The organism is Brevundimonas sp. TWP2-3-4b2 (assembly GCF_049897345.1).
Taxonomy (GTDB): Bacteria; Pseudomonadota; Alphaproteobacteria; order Caulobacterales; family Caulobacteraceae; genus Brevundimonas.
Map to the genome: position 1 here is coordinate 525,611 of NZ_JAFCWB010000001.1, position 16,395 is coordinate 542,005.

Annotated in this window: 12 protein-coding genes; 3 read left to right on the forward strand and 9 right to left on the reverse strand. The window is 61.2% G+C overall.

The genetic code is table 11. The features are described from left to right. Positions 1-28 precede the first annotated feature (28 nt). Positions 29-3,331, forward strand: coding sequence for a DUF3427 domain-containing protein (locus tag ACP7AS_RS02495; RefSeq protein WP_426027239.1), 3,303 nt, complete (start codon positions 29-31; stop codon positions 3,329-3,331). Between the two features lie 835 nt (positions 3,332-4,166). On the opposite strand, the gene ACP7AS_RS02500 is transcribed toward ACP7AS_RS02495, so the two are convergent. Next, the gene (locus ACP7AS_RS02500) at positions 4,167-5,537 is read right to left on the reverse strand and encodes a DUF6880 family protein (protein ID WP_426027240.1); all 1,371 of its coding nucleotides are present in this window, start codon (positions 5,535-5,537) and stop codon (positions 4,167-4,169) included. Positions 5,538-5,903: 366 nt separating this feature from the next. Here ACP7AS_RS02500 and ACP7AS_RS02505 point away from each other — a divergent pair, with 366 nt between their 5' ends. Then, the gene (locus ACP7AS_RS02505; protein ID WP_426027241.1) at positions 5,904-7,943 is read left to right on the forward strand and encodes a caspase family protein; all 2,040 of its coding nucleotides are present in this window, start codon (positions 5,904-5,906) and stop codon (positions 7,941-7,943) included. Positions 7,944-8,232: 289 nt separating this feature from the next. Here the strand turns inward: ACP7AS_RS02505 and ACP7AS_RS02510 are convergent, their stop codons facing one another. Continuing rightward, positions 8,233-9,453, reverse strand: a complete 1,221-nt coding sequence (locus tag ACP7AS_RS02510) for a hypothetical protein (protein WP_426027242.1) — start codon at positions 9,451-9,453, stop codon at positions 8,233-8,235. A gap of 543 nt (positions 9,454-9,996) precedes the next feature. On the opposite strand from ACP7AS_RS02510, the gene ACP7AS_RS02515 reads away from it, so the two are divergent. Further along, positions 9,997-10,671, forward strand: coding sequence for a hypothetical protein (locus tag ACP7AS_RS02515; protein WP_426027243.1), 675 nt, complete (start codon positions 9,997-9,999; stop codon positions 10,669-10,671). Between the two features lie 4 nt (positions 10,672-10,675). Here ACP7AS_RS02515 and ACP7AS_RS02520 read toward each other — a convergent pair whose 3' ends face one another. From ACP7AS_RS02520 to ACP7AS_RS02550, 7 genes are all read right to left on the reverse strand, one after another. Then, on the reverse strand, positions 10,676-11,389 hold the full coding sequence (locus ACP7AS_RS02520; protein ID WP_426027244.1) for a terminase small subunit: 714 nt from the start codon (positions 11,387-11,389) through the stop codon (positions 10,676-10,678). A gap of 297 nt (positions 11,390-11,686) precedes the next feature. Continuing rightward, complete coding sequence (locus ACP7AS_RS02525; RefSeq protein ID WP_426027245.1) at positions 11,687-13,066, reverse strand: AAA family ATPase; 1,380 nt, start codon at positions 13,064-13,066, stop codon at positions 11,687-11,689. 41 nt (positions 13,067-13,107) lie between these two features. After that, positions 13,108-13,341, reverse strand: a complete 234-nt coding sequence (locus tag ACP7AS_RS02530) for a helix-turn-helix transcriptional regulator (RefSeq protein WP_426027246.1) — start codon at positions 13,339-13,341, stop codon at positions 13,108-13,110. 54 nt (positions 13,342-13,395) lie between these two features. Next, the gene (locus ACP7AS_RS02535; RefSeq protein ID WP_426027247.1) at positions 13,396-14,217 is read right to left on the reverse strand and encodes a hypothetical protein; all 822 of its coding nucleotides are present in this window, start codon (positions 14,215-14,217) and stop codon (positions 13,396-13,398) included. Positions 14,218-14,366: 149 nt separating this feature from the next. Further along, entirely contained in the window at positions 14,367-14,822 is a 456-nt protein-coding gene (locus ACP7AS_RS02540) for a hypothetical protein (RefSeq protein WP_426027248.1), read from the reverse strand. A gap of 79 nt (positions 14,823-14,901) precedes the next feature. Then, positions 14,902-15,711: a DUF3293 domain-containing protein gene (locus ACP7AS_RS02545; protein ID WP_426027249.1), complete on the reverse strand. Its 810-nt coding sequence runs from the start codon at positions 15,709-15,711 to the stop codon at positions 14,902-14,904. After that, complete coding sequence (locus tag ACP7AS_RS02550; RefSeq protein ID WP_426027250.1) at positions 15,708-16,391, reverse strand: hypothetical protein; 684 nt, start codon at positions 16,389-16,391, stop codon at positions 15,708-15,710. Before ACP7AS_RS02550 ends, ACP7AS_RS02545 begins: the two co-directional genes overlap by 4 nt. Between the last annotated feature and the right edge of the window lie 4 nt (positions 16,392-16,395).

The following is a 16,395-nucleotide window of genomic DNA, read 5'->3' on the forward strand; positions in this document are numbered from 1 at the left end:
GGTAGGGGCGACACTTCATGGCCAGGCTTTGAACGAGGCGGATCCCTGCCCATTTTGCCTTCCCTCCGAGGATCGAGTCGCGTTCGTCACAGCGCTGACCAAAGGCATTTGGGACGCCTTTCCGGTGACCGAGGGCCACCTCCTGATCGTGCCCCATCGCCATGTCCCCAGCTGGGGCGACCTAAAGCCTTCTGAGCAGGCGGCAATGTTGGATGGCGTCGGGCGCGCTCAGGCTCTGATCGCCGAGCGGTTCTCTCCCGATGGCTTCAATGTCGGATTCAATGAAGGCGCAGCCGCTGGACAGACCATCCCGCATTTCCACATCCATGTGATCCCGCGCCGCGCCGGCGACATGGATGACCCCCGGGGCGGCGTCCGACACGTTATTCCTCACAAGGGCAACTATCTGGCGGACACATCGCCGGCGCCGTCTGTAGCCCCGCCGCTTGTGATGGGCACGCCTCATGACCGAGGGCTGATTGCCGGCGGTGAAGACGCCCTGATCCGACATCTACTGCCCCACATCGACCAGGCGCGCGCCGTCGATCTGGCCGTCTCCTTTGTGCTCGAGAGCGGTGCACGGTTGCTGCAGCCTCACCTGCAAGAACTGCTCAACCGTTCGGGTCGACTCCGCTTGGTGACCAGCGACTATCTGGACGTCACCGATCCGACCGCTTTGCGCCGATTGATGGATCTGGAAGGCGACGCCGAGCTTCTGGTGTTCGAGGCAGACAAGGTCGGTTTTCACCCCAAGTCCTGGGTCTTCCATCTCGAAGATCAGTCAGGCGTCGCCATCGTCGGCAGCTCGAACCTGTCAGCAACAGCCCTGCGCACCGGTGTGGAATGGAACTACCGGGTCTGTTCGCCGGACTCAGGTCAGGGCTGGCAGGATGTGCTCGATGGGTTTGAGGCACTGATCCAACGCCCCGAGATCCGGCCTCTCAATCACGATTGGATCGATCGCTACGAACAGCGCCGCGCCAAGGCACCGCCACCAACCACGCTGCTTGTCGATCTGGCACCCGAGCCGGATGCTCCGCCGCCGACGCCCCACGCGATCCAGGTGGCCGCCCTCGAAGCGCTTGAAGAGACGCGGTTCAGAGGATTCACCGCCGGCCTGGTGGTGCTGGCCACGGGCCTCGGCAAGACCTGGCTGAGTGCCTTCGACACCAACCGCCCAGAGTTCAAACGCGTGCTGTTCGTGGCGCATCGTGAAGAGATCCTCTCACAGGCCATGGAGACCTACCGTCGCTGCCGGCCGAAGGCGCGGTTTGGGCGTTATTCGGGATCGCAAAAGGATCTCGACGCCGACGTCTTGTTCGCGTCGATTCAGACCCTGGGCAAGGCTGCACATCTGCGGCAGTTCTCACCCGACGCCTTTGACTACATCGTCGTCGATGAATTCCATCACGCGGCGGCCCGAACCTATCGCGGCCTGATCGACCATTTCACGCCCAAATTCCTGCTCGGTCTTACCGCCACGCCTGACCGAATGGACGGCGCCGACCTGCTCGGCCTTTGTCAGGAAAATCTCGTCTATCGCTGCGACTTCCTCGACGGGATCGAGCAGAAGCTGCTGTCTGGCTTCCGCTATATGGGCGTCCCCGATGACGTAAACTACGCTCAGATTCCCTGGAGGGGCTCTGGCTTTGATGAGACTGCGCTGACCCAGGCGCTTGCGACCCAGGCCAGGGCGCAGAACGCCCTCGAGCAGCACCAACTACACGGCGGTAAGCGGACCCTGGGATTTTGTTGTTCGCAGCGACATGCCGACTTCATGGCCGACTACTTTGAGCAAAATGGGCTGCGGGCAGTCTCCGTGCACGCCGGGCCGAGCTCCGCACCGCGCGCCAGTTCGCTTGAACGGCTTGAGGCTGGTGAGCTGGACGCGGTCTTCTCCGTCGACATGTTCAACGAGGGCGTCGACGTCCCCAACATCGATACGGTTCTGATGCTGAGACCGACCGAGTCCACGGTCATCTGGTTACAGCAGTTCGGTCGTGGCCTTCGTCGGTGCGAAGGCAAGGAACGGCTCAACGTCATTGACTACATCGGCAATCACCGCGTTTTCCTGACCAAGGCTCGCGCCCTGTTGCACTGTTCAGAGGGGGATCGCGCCTTGGCCCTCAAACTCGAGGCGATGCGCCGTGGCGAGATCAAATGGCCTGAGGGCTGCGAGGTCACCTACGACCTTAAGGCCCTCGACCTGCTGGCGGGATTGCTAAGAAGCTCAAGTCGCGGTGACGCGCTCGAGGCCTATTATCTGGACTTCCGAGAGCGGACCGGCGAGCGGCCTAAGGCACTGGACATCTACCACGCAGGCTTCAATCCCCGCACGACGGGTCATGGCGGCTGGCTGGGCTTTGTCGATCACCACGGCCACCTGTCTGCGGCCGAGCGACAGGTGCTTGAGCGGCATCGCGGCCTGCTCGACACGCTGGCCACCACACAGATGACGCGGTCCTATAAGATGCTGCTGGTTCGGGCGATGCAGCGCGAGGGCGCCTTCCCAGGTGCCATCGCGGTTGATCAGCTCGCTGAACGCATGGCGCAGCTCGCAGCACGTAATCCCAGCCTACGTCGGGACATCAGCGCAGATCTGACGAATAAGACCGAGCTTCGGCGCATGATCGAAAAAGGGCCGATCGATGCCTGGGTGGAGGGCCGGGGATCCAGCGGACGCCGCTACTTCACCTACCAAGAGGGAGTGTTCTCCACGGCCTTCGAAGCTACGGGCGCGCAGCGTCAGAGCCTGAACGACCTTGTCGAGGAGATCGTTGATTGGCGGCTGGCCGACTATTTCCGGAGCGATCCCGCCGAGGCTGAAGTCGCTTTTGCAGGAGAGGCTGAAACGCCCTTCGAGGTCGCACAGTCATTGGCAACGCAGGGGGCGAGCTTGTGGCGCGAGTACATGCGCGAGGAGATTCCCGGTCTTTACGGATTGAAGTTCAGCACCGGGTCCTGGAACCAGGGCTTCGTCGTCCAAGGCAAGCATGTGTTCCTGCTGGTCACGCTCAAGAAGGATGACCTGCAGGAAGCGCATCGCTACGAAGATCGCTTCATCGACGCTCTGCGGTTCCACTGGCAGAGCCAGAATCGCACGACGCAGGCTTCCACTCATGGGCGGATCATTAGCGGGGAGGCGGCGGGCTTCGCCCTTCACCTGTTCGTCCGCATGGAAAAGAAGCGCGGATTGAAGGCCGCTCCGTTCGTCTACTGCGGCGACGTTCAGTTTGAATCCTGGGAGGGCGAGCAGCCGATCGGCGTGAACTGGCTGTTGGCGGAACCGGTGCCCGCGCGCCTGCATCGGACCTTTCAGATCGGCGGATAGCCGCCCCGTATGTTTCAACGGCCAGCTCGGTCGTGCACGATGGCCCGCCAGGTCTTAACCCGCCAAGCCCTCTAAGAAGGGTCTGGGCCGAGCCGATGCGCACGGTCGCCCATGCGGCTGTTCCGTGCGTCGGTGACAAGCTAGGTTTGAGATCGGATTGATCTGGCTGACCAGGGGCGGCGCATGGGACGTGGGGGTTATCTTGGTGGTTCGACGGTCGTGAAGGTTTGGCCGACCAAAAGAAGTCAGCCGCGACGAAAAGGACTTCTCCAACGCGAAGCTGACTTAGCGAAGCATGGCGTGGAGCCTGAAGGCCCGTTGCTCGTCCCAAAGCCAAAAAAGCCAAAAGCGAAACGAAAGACAGCCCCAGCTCCAAAGCCGATACCTTCAGCCGCGCCTAAAAAAGTCTCACCCTCTCCTCCTGCTGCAACCGCAATGGAGAGCCGCGCGAAAAAGAACGTCCCCGAGCCCTCTTTCAGCACCGAGCAGGTGCTCAGCTATCTCGTCACCCATCACCCTCGCTGTCCAAGGATCGTTCGCAAACGGATTGCGAAGATCGCCGGCGAAGGTCGTTGGAAACAGCTCACCATTGACGGTTTGGCTGCGCGCTCAGCGGAGCACTAGGTGGTGACCGACGTCTGCGGCGTTCTTCGGTTGATCGAATGTGGTTTCGACGCTCAGTCAGCCAACCGAATGATCGCACCACACTGCAAAGCCGTCTTGGCGCTCTGGGGCTTCTAGCATCACCACAGGACCGTCCTCAGTGCATTTGTCTTCATCTGCACTGAGCGACGGTTTTCACCGATTGGAGGGGGTTGGTTGCTGAGCTGCAGGCTCACCAGCGCCGACGTCGCGGCGACGCGAGCGTCTGAAGCTCACTCACAAACGATGCGTGGTCGTCGACCAACGCGTCGCCGCCGAGACCGCCCGCGAGCGCCTCCGCCTCCCCGATCAGACCTTGCACCTCTTCGGTGATCCCGCTCCCCAGCGTCACCAGCGCTCTCGCCCGCGCCCTGGTCAGCAACACCGCCGCCAACACATGACGGCCTGCTAGCCGTGACGCCCAAAGCGGTATGTCGTCATGCCCTCCCCTCAGCTCAGAGCGACGAGATACGACCAGCTCAGAGGCCTCCCGAAGCGCCGGCCAGTTCATCAGGAATGACAGGCCCTCCATCGCGTCGGGGTGACCTGCCGCGAGCGCGAACGCACGATCGAGTGCGACGACGTCTGCGAAGTCGGCGAGCTTCGCGATCAGAGCTCGCAGCGCATCGGCCGACAGCGTGCACTCAAACACGCCCCACCGCGCCTCATCCGCTTCATCGGTCCGCCCCTCTGCATCAAGCACCGCGATCTCTGCGATCCGCCAAGGTTCAGACGGAGCCGAGAGACCGCCCGGTCTTCCGCGCAAGCTAGCGGCAAGGGTGGCAGGGTTCCGAGATGCTTCGAGTGCGGCGCGCGCTTCAGCGGCTCGGCCGGCTTCGGCTAGGCGGCGTGCGATTTCGCCGGCAATGTCTGGTTTGCGATAATCGTCTTCAGAGATGGACTGGATCCAGGCATCGAGATCACCGATGCGATCTGCGAGCTTGCGGACCACCAGCGCCAATCGACCGGTCGGCTTGGGCCGCCCCTTGGTCAGCTCGACCAGCAGTCGCTGCGCGAGCTCTGTGCTCAGCTCGTGCGCGCCGCGCCCCATCCAAGAGGCCCATTGGTTCAGGCGCGTCGACAACGCCTCGCCCAACACCGGTGCTGCTACGTCAGGTCCAGCCCTCGATGCGAGTTTGGCAAGATCCGCCGAGGCCGCATCAAACAGCAACGGCAACTCCCCCTTTGCATCGCTGACGCGCGCGCTGAGCGATGGATAGAGATCGAACCAGGCGACCATGCGATCGAGTGCGAGCTTCACATCAAGCGGCACCAAGCGATCTATGATGATGGCGCGCAACGCGTTCACGTCGGCGAGCAACGCAGGTCGCTTCCGCCAGGAGATACGAGCGCGGCTGGTCGCGAGCGTGGTGAGACGCTTGTCGAGCTCGAACGCTAGATCAGCTGCACTGATTTCGGCAGCAAGCTCCATGCGGAGCCGACGTTTGAGGTTCGGATCGCTGTTTGCGGCGTCGAACAGGAGGGTAGCCAGGCGCTCAGGGCCAAGGGCGAGCAGGTTCACCTCGGTGACCGTCTTTTTCGGTGTGGGAGCACGCTTGGCCATTAGGCTGATAGATTGCGGCGGTGCGCGTCAAAGCAAGCCTTCTCGCTCGAGCTACGGAACAAATCCGACGCCAGTTCAAGCCGCATAGCCGAAGTCAGTGCACTTTTCACGATCTACACTGAGCGTGGAAACGTGGGGCTCGCGCCATCAGAGGACGTGAGCGCTCCGCCGAAAAGCCGACTTTCGGGCACCCTTCTCAGGCGGCGCTGCGGACCGGCGGGCGACACTCTAGAGCGAAAGGTCTCAACGCCAGCGCCCGCTCGCCTGACCGCCCTAGATGAGGCGTCGCCCCAGCCGTAGCCAGATCGCCTGACCGTGGTAGATGAACCGGAGGCTGCAGTGAGTGAGCCGTACGAGACCCGCGGGATGTTCAACCTACTTGTGTCTGGAGTCGCCGGCGCCTGGGAAGGCGCGCACTTCGACATGGACCTGGATCGGTTCAACACTTACAGCGGCAAGCAGGGCGAAATCGTTGACGTGGACGACCCCGCCAGCCTGAGCCAGCTAAATGGCGCACCCGTGCTTGCCATGTACGAGCTCGGCGTCGAAGGCCCGAACGCTGACGTAGTCCGCCACGGTCGGCTGAAAAGCGTTGCTCGATATGGCAAGGTCGTATCTTGCCAGATCGAGCTGGACGAGGAGCGACCCTACCTTCTCCGCGAGAAGATCGTGGAGTTCCAACGCCACTTGGACATGGACCGGTTCGAGCAGGGTCGTACGCACTGGGCCATCAAGGACGGCGAGCTTCCTCCGGCGCTGCTTGAGGCTGCATTGAAGGCCCTGCCCGTCCCGGATGACGAACCTGCACAAGCCGCCGTGGTGCCGGAGACCTACTTCGACGACGTCGCCATCCTAGCGGAGGGCGCGCGGGTGGTGGCGGTGATTGTCGGGCTCGAGGCGTATCGGCCCGGGCCAAATCAGATTGAGGCCGTCGCCTTCGCTCAGGCGGACGCCCAGGCATTTCAGCAGGCAGTCGAGACGGCCTTTGCCGCCCATCGCCCCGAGATCTGCCTGCTGACAAACGAAGGTGCCACCTACGGCGACCTGATCAATCAAATCGCTGCACGGGCCTATGGGCTTGGGCCGGCCGACCTCTTCATCTTCTACTATGCGGGACACGGCTTCCACGACGACAGCGGAAACCGGCTCACGGTCTGGGACACCAACCTCATCAACGTCAGCGGCACCACCATTGGCGTCGAGGAGCATATCCTTGGTCCGCTGCGCCGGAGCGAATGTCAGCGCGTCCTGGCTTTCGTCGACGCCTGCGCCAGCAGGGTCAAGCCACTCGGGCGCAAGGCCGTCACTGCCCTCGACGCCGCTGAGTTCGGCAAGCTGCTCAAGACGGCCGCCTTCAACGCGGTTTTTCTATCCTGCCGCGCTGGTGAAGAGTCCTTTCCAGACAGCGACCTCGGCCATGGGATTTGGACGTTCTACCTGCTGCGCGCCTTGAACGGCTTCGCCCCAGAAGCCATCGACCAGCGCGGCTTCATCACCGCCGCGACTTTGCAGGACTATCTGCGCCAAGAGGTCCCGCGCCACGTCGCCAGCCACCCGCGTCTTCAGGCCACCCAGACGCCGGAAGCCATCGTCGCGGCTACGAGCACCTTCGCCATTCGCCACGTGGCAGACTGGCAGTCGACGCCCGCAAAGGCGGGACAGCCCGAACAGGCAAAGGCGGACGCGACGGTGAATGCGGCGGAAGCGGTCAAAGTTCCCGTCCCCGACCACGCGCGCTATATCGGCTCCAGCACGGAATTCTTTGCTCGCAGGTTTGCTCGGGCTTTTCCTGGTGCGCGGAGTATCGCGTGGTTCGACGATCCAGCGGACATTCGCATGCGGATGATGCGTCTGTTGGAGGCTCCGCTTACCTTCGTGGGAGCCTCTCCGGTGTGGTGGTGGCGCGATGGTAATCTTCAGATCGAAAGGTTCTTGCCTCTGTCCAGCGGCCACTTCTTGATGGATGCGACCGAACTTGACATCCGACGGATCGCGGCAGCCCCGGGTCGGGGCTACTGGCAATCTTTCGTCTATGTCGAGACAGCCGGCCTGCCTCCGAGCGGGGCGTACAAGCCGAACCCGGATCGAGCTCGCCGGAGCGTTGAGGATTTTGGCTACGACTACGAGGAGTACGGCTTGGTCGACGGAGAGCATGTCGTGACCCGCGGCGAACTCGATGACGGAGCGGCTCTGCTCGGCGGCGAGTTGCAGGACATACATGATCGTGTCGAGGTACGAGTCCGACATCTCACGCCGTACAACTTCTTAATCGCCGCGAACGGCTCCCCGATAAACAACCCCGCATTTGACCGGGTTCTGGAGGACCGGCTGAACGCGATCCTTCGGACGGGCGATGGGGTCGATGAACTCGCTGCCGAAGTTTGGAAGTTGCCCCGCGTTCGGTAACCCGCCCGCGAATGGGAGCGAATGCTGCTGGGTACTGTCAGTTAAATGTCGATTTTTATTTTTCGCCCGTCGAGTAATCATATTTCGAATAAATAGAGAATTATTTGTTGCACCAACCTTGGACCGCTAGACAAATGCTGACGCTCCAGAATACCAGTTACATTCATGAGCTGCTCCTAGCCTCCAATATTTCGCAAGCGTCGGACGCACAGGTAGGGCATCTCACTTAAGGCGTTTCAGTGAGTGGGCGACCCAAAGCAGGTCTCTCGTGTCGCGGGAGACCGCGAGATCAGCGCTGGTAGGGCGCACTGAAGCCGTGGTCGTCGTCATCCCCAAACAGGTGGGCGGCAAGGAAGCGCTCCTCCAAGCCAGAGGCCGTCAGCGCTGCTTCGCGTCGCGAGAGCTCCTCATGCGCCCATCGAAGGAACTCGCGGAGGCGAACGGTGTCTTGTGTCGTCTGTGCCTGTTTGAGGTCGTCGAGCAGAGCCCGAAGATGACGGAGGGCGTCAAGCTCGGCCAGGATCTCCTCCAGGGCACCCGAGCGACGTTGCGCGATGTGCTCAGCCTTTAGCGCCTCTTGGCGACGCCGGCGCTCTTCCTCGTATGCCTTGTACTGCGCCTCGCGCCGGCGGCTCTCCTCGGATTTAGCGGCCGCAAGGATGACGAGGCCGACCGCGATTTCCCCCGACATCTCCTCAAGGCGTTGAATCTTCGCGTCGCTGAACGACCGCCGCGGGCTCCGGCCTCCCATGACATACACCGTCTCAAACTCGAGCTTTAGTCGGCCGGTGCAGGCATGGTCCCATTCCGGAAACCTCGGACGATCGAAACCAAATGACGACCAGGAGTTTCGGTGTTGGCGAGCTTGCTGCTTCTTCTCCCAAAGCTCCAGCTTGGCCGCTTCCGCCACGGTCAGGACGTGTTTCGTTCGCGCCACCACCTCCGTGATCGAGAAGCCCACACATTGGTCTTTCGCCTTGAAAGCCGCCGCCTTCTCAGTGGCTACGAGCGAGAACCCTTGAGCAGTAGTGGCGGAGACCAGATTGGTCAGGAACATTTTCAGACGATCTATAGAGCCCGGGCCGGTGGAGCACGTGATCAGCCCTGGGCCGGATGATGACACCAGAATTTCTCCTTTGGGCGGAGGCGCCCTGCGCAATCTGGCGATGGTCTTCTCCACGATCGGATGAGGCTCGGAGGCTGCCGGTGCTGATGAAGCGCGCACGCGGGCTAACTCTCTGACCTCAGCCAGCCGCAGATCGGTTAGGCCCAGGTCTGTCGCGACGATGCGGATCCGCGTCTCGTTCTCGACAGGCAGCAGCTGTGTGATGGCGACCGCCTTCCCAACCGCCTTCTTGGCCCACCATCCGGTAGGAGGGGTGGGGATGTCGTGCCTGCGGCAGATTTTGTGTAGCGCGACGTCCGACAGGCCGAACTCTTTGGCCAAATGCGTCATGGGTTTGGACCAAACGAGTTCGTGGAACTCGGCCCGACTGTATTCCCTAGCCATCACGATACTCCTGTCGCGCACCTTGAAGAGCCGAGGCTGTGACGTGAGTCACAGCCCTAGTCCCGGTCCTTGACCGTTCTCGTCGTGCTAGTCGGCTTTAGCGGGTTCGATGTGCAGTGAACGGTAGCTTCAGCGCGCTGGGGAGGGAGGAAGGCACGTTGCCAAGGTTGGGGTCGAGAGTTCGAATCTCTTCGCCCGCTTCAGTCTATAACTTGAAGAAATACAGTTGTTTGTCCTTACGGGACGAACAATTGTCGCTTCCTAATTTTAGCCCGCGGCTACCATCTCGGGCCATTTGGGCGAGCCGGATTATCCGTAGGCTCGACCGATCTGTTCTGATTTTTCCGTTTGCCAATGATTTTGGTGGCAGTTGGCTCGGGCATTGGCTGACTAGCTCGGCTTCGGCGGCCATGCCCTACCGCTTCAACTTCCAACATGGCGAGAGAGAAGCCGAGGTCCATCCTTGGCATTGCAGAGATCCTTTTCCGGTAGATAAACCCGAACACAGCAGTCTCCGCGAACGTGTCTCCTTGAAGGAACATCATGACTTGGAACCCCTTCGCCAAACCGAAGCCGACGCCGCTTACCGACGTGCTGGCAAAGATGACGGCTGCCCACATCGCCAAAGAGTTGGCAGAGCCCCCAGAGGATCACGCCGTTTTAGGTCGGGTCATCGCCTTCCGAACGATGATGGCAGCCAGCCACTACTTGGACGGATTCAGAGAATTCCGGGTGAAAGTGCCCGATTTGGACCTAATCGCGTTCGAGACACTGGCGTTCACCGGCTACGCTATTCGGGACGCCTACAATCCCATGCCACGGCTGGGCCATCCGGACTCCGACGAGCAGGAAGACGCCTATGAACGGCTTTACGACGCTGATGTAAGCGGGTCATTTAAGTTGGCGACTGCGATTTGCACCAGCCTCGCTGAACGCACCACTGGTTGGACTGACCTCATCGAAGTGACCAACCGCCGACAAATGCACTATGGCATGGCCAAGACCGAAGATGAGATGTTCACCCGATTTCTAGACGTCATCCGTGACTGTCAGACAGCATCAAGTCCTATGGTCAGGTACGACCAAGCCCTGCCGCTTGATCAAAAAACGAACGAAAAGCTGACCATCATGTCGATTGGCTACGCGACGATGATGATCCCGCCACAGGCGCGGGAGATCGATAAGGTTATCGAGGAATACGGCTTTCGAGCACCTTAGTGGCCTAATGGTTCGGGTTAGCCTTGGCTGCAGAACTGCTAGCTCGCCGGGCCTGGGCATCGACCGTGGGGCCACGACTGCGATTGGCCGCTTTTGCCGCTGCAGCTCGCGCGTCGGCCGCTCTCATCGCCTCCACGAACCCCTCGCCTAGCGGTGGCTCACGCCTGGCGGTCAGCAGGTTCAAATGCTTCATGAGCTGGTTTGCCGCGTCCAGCTTGTTGACGAGCTTGATCTTGACCCGCCGCACATTGCGTTTGGTTGGTCGGCCGTCCGGGCCAATCTCGCGGGCATCAGTGAAATCCTCGATCGTGGCCTCTTGAATACTGGCAAGCGCGCTGTGCGGGGCATTGTGCAGATCGAGGTAGGGTTCTCCATCAGGGGTCAGATGCAGGAACTGCCCCATGCTGGATCGAGCCGCCTCAGCCAGGATCGCCAGCACTTCGTCAGCGTCCATGCGCATCCGCCGAAACTGCTCAGCCTTGGCCGCATGCACGGCGGCCGCGATGTTAGCATTTGTTAGCAGCTTGCTCGCGGTGATCCTGGCTGATCCGGGCGAATAGCCCGCCTCCCGGGCTGCTTCTGCGCCGTTTAGGGTCCTGACATAGGCCGCAACGAACTTGAGTTGCCGGCCTCCCAGGGCACTGGAGATTTGGCTTGGTTTTGGCTGAACCGAACTCTTTCCAGTCCGGTTCGGTGCTGCTTGCGAAGGCGCTTTCATGTCGAGATTCTAGCATGGAGGGGTCCCAGCCGCTCGTTCCTCGGGCCGACATGACTTCAAAATACCGATCGCTCGCTTGCGATCAGCCTGAGTAACTCGAGGCACATCAAGGCGACGCGCTTGACTGTGTTTCAGCAGGTGAAGCTGTGAACGCGCACCCATTCCAAGGTGCGAAAGCAGTTCCGCTCCACCGCCACCGAGCCACCCCTTTAGGGGGTGGCGCGGGTGGCGCAGTGGCGCAGACGACGTTTGCTCCACCGCCAAAAACGGGGTGGCGCAGGGTGTCGCGGTGGCGCATCAAGCTGCCTCCGCCCAACGGCCAACCTCGATCACCGGTCGTTCTTTTCGTCCCTGATCCTTGGCCATCGTCCTGACCAGCGCCCCGGTCTTGATCCATGTGGCCAGCAGCCACTTTACCTTCTGCATGTCGCCCCGGTTTTCGAGGTCGAGGCCAAGGACTTCGGCAACGGCCCGCCCGACCCATTCGGTGGCCTGGTTGCTCTCGCGCCAGTGCCCGCCGGCGATGTGCTTCTGGACCGCGTAGAGGTCAGCGGCAGTCACTTCGACGACGGGGTCAGGCCTAGTCCACCGGGTAACGACGCCGACCTGATCGCCCTCATTGAAGGCGTCACCGTTGTCTAGATTGACGTTGACCATTTGGAACCAGTCGGACCCCTCCGGCGGCAGGGCCAAGTTCGACTTGCCGTTATCCACCCGGAAATATGAGCGATGACGCTCGACACCAGCCCGGTCGGCTTCCTCCTTCGACATGACGTTTAGGGCGCGGGCAGAGCGGGCGGCATACAGGAGCGCGCTCGCACCCCGCCCATCCTCAACGCCCGTTACATTCCCGTTAGATTTACGTGTGTGGTGGACCAGCTCGACCGAAACATTGGCCAGGTCGGCGATGCGCGCCCATTCCTTAACTACGAGGTTGATAGCGTTGTTATCGTTCTCGTTCACGCGGTGGGTCGACACGAAAGGGTCAATGATGATGACGTCCAGCCCCATCTTCCTCACTGCGTCCAGCACCCGCTCGACATCAGGTGCCCGGATTATGGTGCCACTAGGCTGTTGCTCCGCCAAAATCAGCGGCTGGTCGCGACCGCTCCCGAGAAATAGCCAACCCTCTACGTCGTCCGGCCGTAGGCTGAAGTGGAGCGCGGCGGCTACCGTGCGGCGCTCCACCTCTTCTATCGGGTCTTCACCGTTCCAATAGGCGACCTTCAGGCGGTTAGTGGGCGAGGTCCCCAGCAGTGGCTGATTACTTGCCATCGCTAGCGCCTCAGCAATCACCAGAGACGATTTGCCGACGCCGCCGGGCGCAAAAGTGGCGGATACGAACTTGCGGATGTAATGGCTCCCATAGAGCCATCCACGCGGCGGCAGGGTCGACGGGTCGCGCAGAACAAATCGACGGACCCACGCGTCGAGAGGTATATCGGCCGCAATCTCGAGGCCTGTGTCAGGTTGCCGAATGTCGACGGGCTGGTTTCCCAGCTTAGCGCCAAAGCCGGGCGCTTGGGTCCTGACCTTCGTCGCCATGATCTGCCCGGCAACTTCCAACTCTGCCTCAAAATCCCGCACCTCAATCATCCCCGCGTCGCGGTGATTCCGCAGGTCCAGAGCTGCCGAGCCAACTTGCTTGAGTGACGAAATTCCCGGCTCGCGGGCCAAGCCGCCGGGGTCTTTGGCGTCCCCCGTCAGGCATGGCGGGCCTACGTCCGGTCATCGCGCAAGTCTCGGCCCTGATCGGACGTCGAGGTACGTCGCCGCGACGTTAGCCAGTTGTCCAAATCTCTGGGGTCGTAAACTACTCGGCGGCCGAGCTTGAGGAAGGTCGGACCACCACCATGGACCCGGAGCTTGTTCATCGTACTGACTGAGAGGCCGACGATCAGTGCCGCGGATTTCACTGACAGCCGTCCGGGAAGCGAAGTAGGTGCAAGCATCGGAGTATCTCCAGTTTCCGGCCACTCCCGGTGTCCTGGTCACTCCCGCGGAATCTAGATGCTGTCGTCCGCATTAAGCTGGGCGGCGGCACGCCAGCTTCGTGCGACATGTTCCACGGCCGTGGTGGTTAGGGGGAATGCCAACCGACCATTCACCAGGGGTGCCAATCCCGCGACGAGTTTGCAGAACTCGTAGAAGGGGTCGTCAGCGGTATGCCGTCGCGCTGGAGTGACCATCGGAAGCTTGGCGGTCGCTTCGAACCAAATCCGGCAGAGTTGGAGCGCCAGTTGGTTGCCCCGGTTAAATGCCTTCGGCCGTCGACGCATCTCCTTTACCTCCCGACTCAGCTTGACGACCGCGGGGGTCATCGTTCTCAGGCTCAGCCGAACGCGCCGCAGCGCCTGCGTGAGTTCCTGATCCCGCAGTCCGAGCGGATCCGAAATGACCTCGCCGGTTTCGTTTCGGTGGACCTCTGCCGCGCGTCGGCGGAGTCGCTCCATTCTCATCCGGTCGAAGGCAGGAGGTGAAATGAGCTCCTCGAGGGCATCTAAAGATGCGCTTGCACTCTCAATCCGGCGAGCCGCGCTCAGAACGTATTTCTTGTAGGCCACCCAGTCGTTCGGGTCTGGGAGTCGCGCGTCTTTTCGGAGCGGGTTTGGCTCAAAATTATTCGTCAGGAGGAGCTCCGAAACGACGGACCTGCACTGAGCTATAACCAGACTGCGCCGCTGCTTGAGGTAGCCCTGACTTCGCAGAGCACCCAGGTAGAGAAAGAGGTTCGCTTGGCCGTCTCTATCAAGAGATTTAGCGACCCCCACAGTTGGGAGCAGAAGGTCGTCAACCGCTCCCGCCGCACGGCTACCCTTGATGGCCACCCCAGCTACCTTTCTGAAATCAGCGGTTCAGGACGTCGTCAGTTCGTAGGCGCCGTTCATGTCGCAGGCCATTCGAGACCGTTGGTGGCAGTCGCGATCACGGCCGTTCGAGTGTCACACGGGATTCTTCGGCGGGGCCTAGCTCCACGCTAATCTCCACCCAGGCATTCGGTCGCAAGAGCCCATGCATCTTCTTGCGAGACCAACCCTTCGGTATCGACCTCGTCAAACTGGCGGGTGTTCCATTGCTCTCGCTCCCATTTCCATGACGCCTCAAGAAGCGCCCGTCCGGCAGTAGCAGCGTCGCAGTAGGCCTCGTCGGATGTCGCCCGCAACGCCCAACTCCAAACCCCCCAGTTGTCATCGTACTCGTAGGCCCAGAGCGCCCAAGGCCAAGCTTTTGAACGTCTCTTTTGAATAAAAAGACCATCGCGTCTTTCACTGCCGGGCGAGAACGACCAGTTCACGGCAACTAAGAATTCGAGGTTCGATGGCGCTCTTCGCCAAGCGCGCTCGATCGGGAAAAACGCGGTGGCATGACTGTGCCATTTTTCTTTATGGTCTCTGATGTCCGGGTGTTCTCCATTTCCAAGCCAGAGCGTCATGTGCCGATCCCCGCGTTTAGCCGCGAACAAGGTTCGATGCCGGTCACCCGCCAACGACATTCTTTGTGCACGCCGATCCTCACTCTTGGATGTCGCATCGCAGTAGGGCCTCTCCCACCGTGCCGTCCCAACCAACCGCGGAATAGTCTCCCTCGTTGGGACGGCCATATCTGACGGCCAGTTCGCCATTCATCCCGCCTGAAAAATCCCAGTAGTCCCAGAAAAACTCACCTTCATAGCCGTAGCCCTTTCCCCGCACCGTCAAGGGTTTCCCTGCTTGGACTTTGGCCCACTTGCGAGACGACAGAGTGAGCTGAACGTGAACGCCGTCTCCCCAAGCAGCTTCAAACCGACCGGCTCTTGGGCTGGTGTTTGCCTGTTCGATTTTGGGCCCGACTGTCTGCTCTGTAGGTGTCGGCGCCTCGCCGACCGCACGCGTGCTGTCGGTTGTGTAACGGGGATGCAGGCGCAAAGCGGCTGGGCCGCCGGCCTCGGCCACAACGACGGCGTTCTGCTCGAACGCCTCCATCCAGCCGTCGAGCTGTTCGTCCGACGGGTCCAGGATCGCCAAACTGGGTTCCGGTACCCATTTCTCCTGAGCGTCAACGCCACTAGCGGGAAACCATTCCAGACCCGCCGCCGCGACAGCCTCGATGAGCAAAGCCTGCCTTGCATCGTTCTCGGCGTCCGCAAGGATATTGCTGAATGGATTGCAGGCCGTAACGATGGCTAGCCGATTGCGGCCGACAAATCCGTCGAAACCCACGAATGGCTGGCCGATGTTGAGAACTATCCGACCGGCAGGAAAATCGACCCAGTAGTGGGCGGCTTCATAGTCACGGATTAAATCTTCCGGGATGACCAGCCTCACCAGCTTGTCATGTGTCATGGGGTAACCTCCCTTGCGGCCCACCAGGCCTTAGCCCGTGCCCGCAGCGCGGCGTCAAAGTCCGGGTAGAAGGCTGATTCCCCTTTGAAGAACTCGAGCGCCTCCTCGAGCGAACTGGCCCCGATTGGGAAGTTCCTTTCCAGGACCCGGACCAGGTCCCACGCGCTCAGAAAGAAGTCGGTGAGATCGCCGAGCGACAAAGGACGTGAGGAAGTGCGCTTGATACGACCTTCCAGGCAGTCACCACCGTACTCATCAACGACGCGGTATCGGATGCGGTCGCGACCAGGCGAGGCATATACGCAGGTTACGTCCTGGGTGGTGGACTGGATTGTGATCCTTGCGATCTCGAGCTCGGTTGCCCTGCGATCGGGGAGATATTCACCGCCCATCATCGAGGGGTGAATAGCTCCCCATGAACCGCGAACGTCGTCTGGAAGCGACGGCTCGGCCAGGCCGTCGGCAAATGAATCGCCGCCGGTTCGCAATCTCGAAGCGACCAGATTTCGTCTCTCGGCACCCTTGATGGTGCTGAGCAGGTGGGTCTCCAGGTCCGCCGGTCCGAAATAGCGAGCGGGCCTGTAGCCCTGGTCGATTTGCCTCTGTTCAGAGCCGGTCATCATGATGCTCTCACGTTCGCCGCCGGTGAGGCGGATGCGGAGTCCCGAAGAGATGTCCAATCGG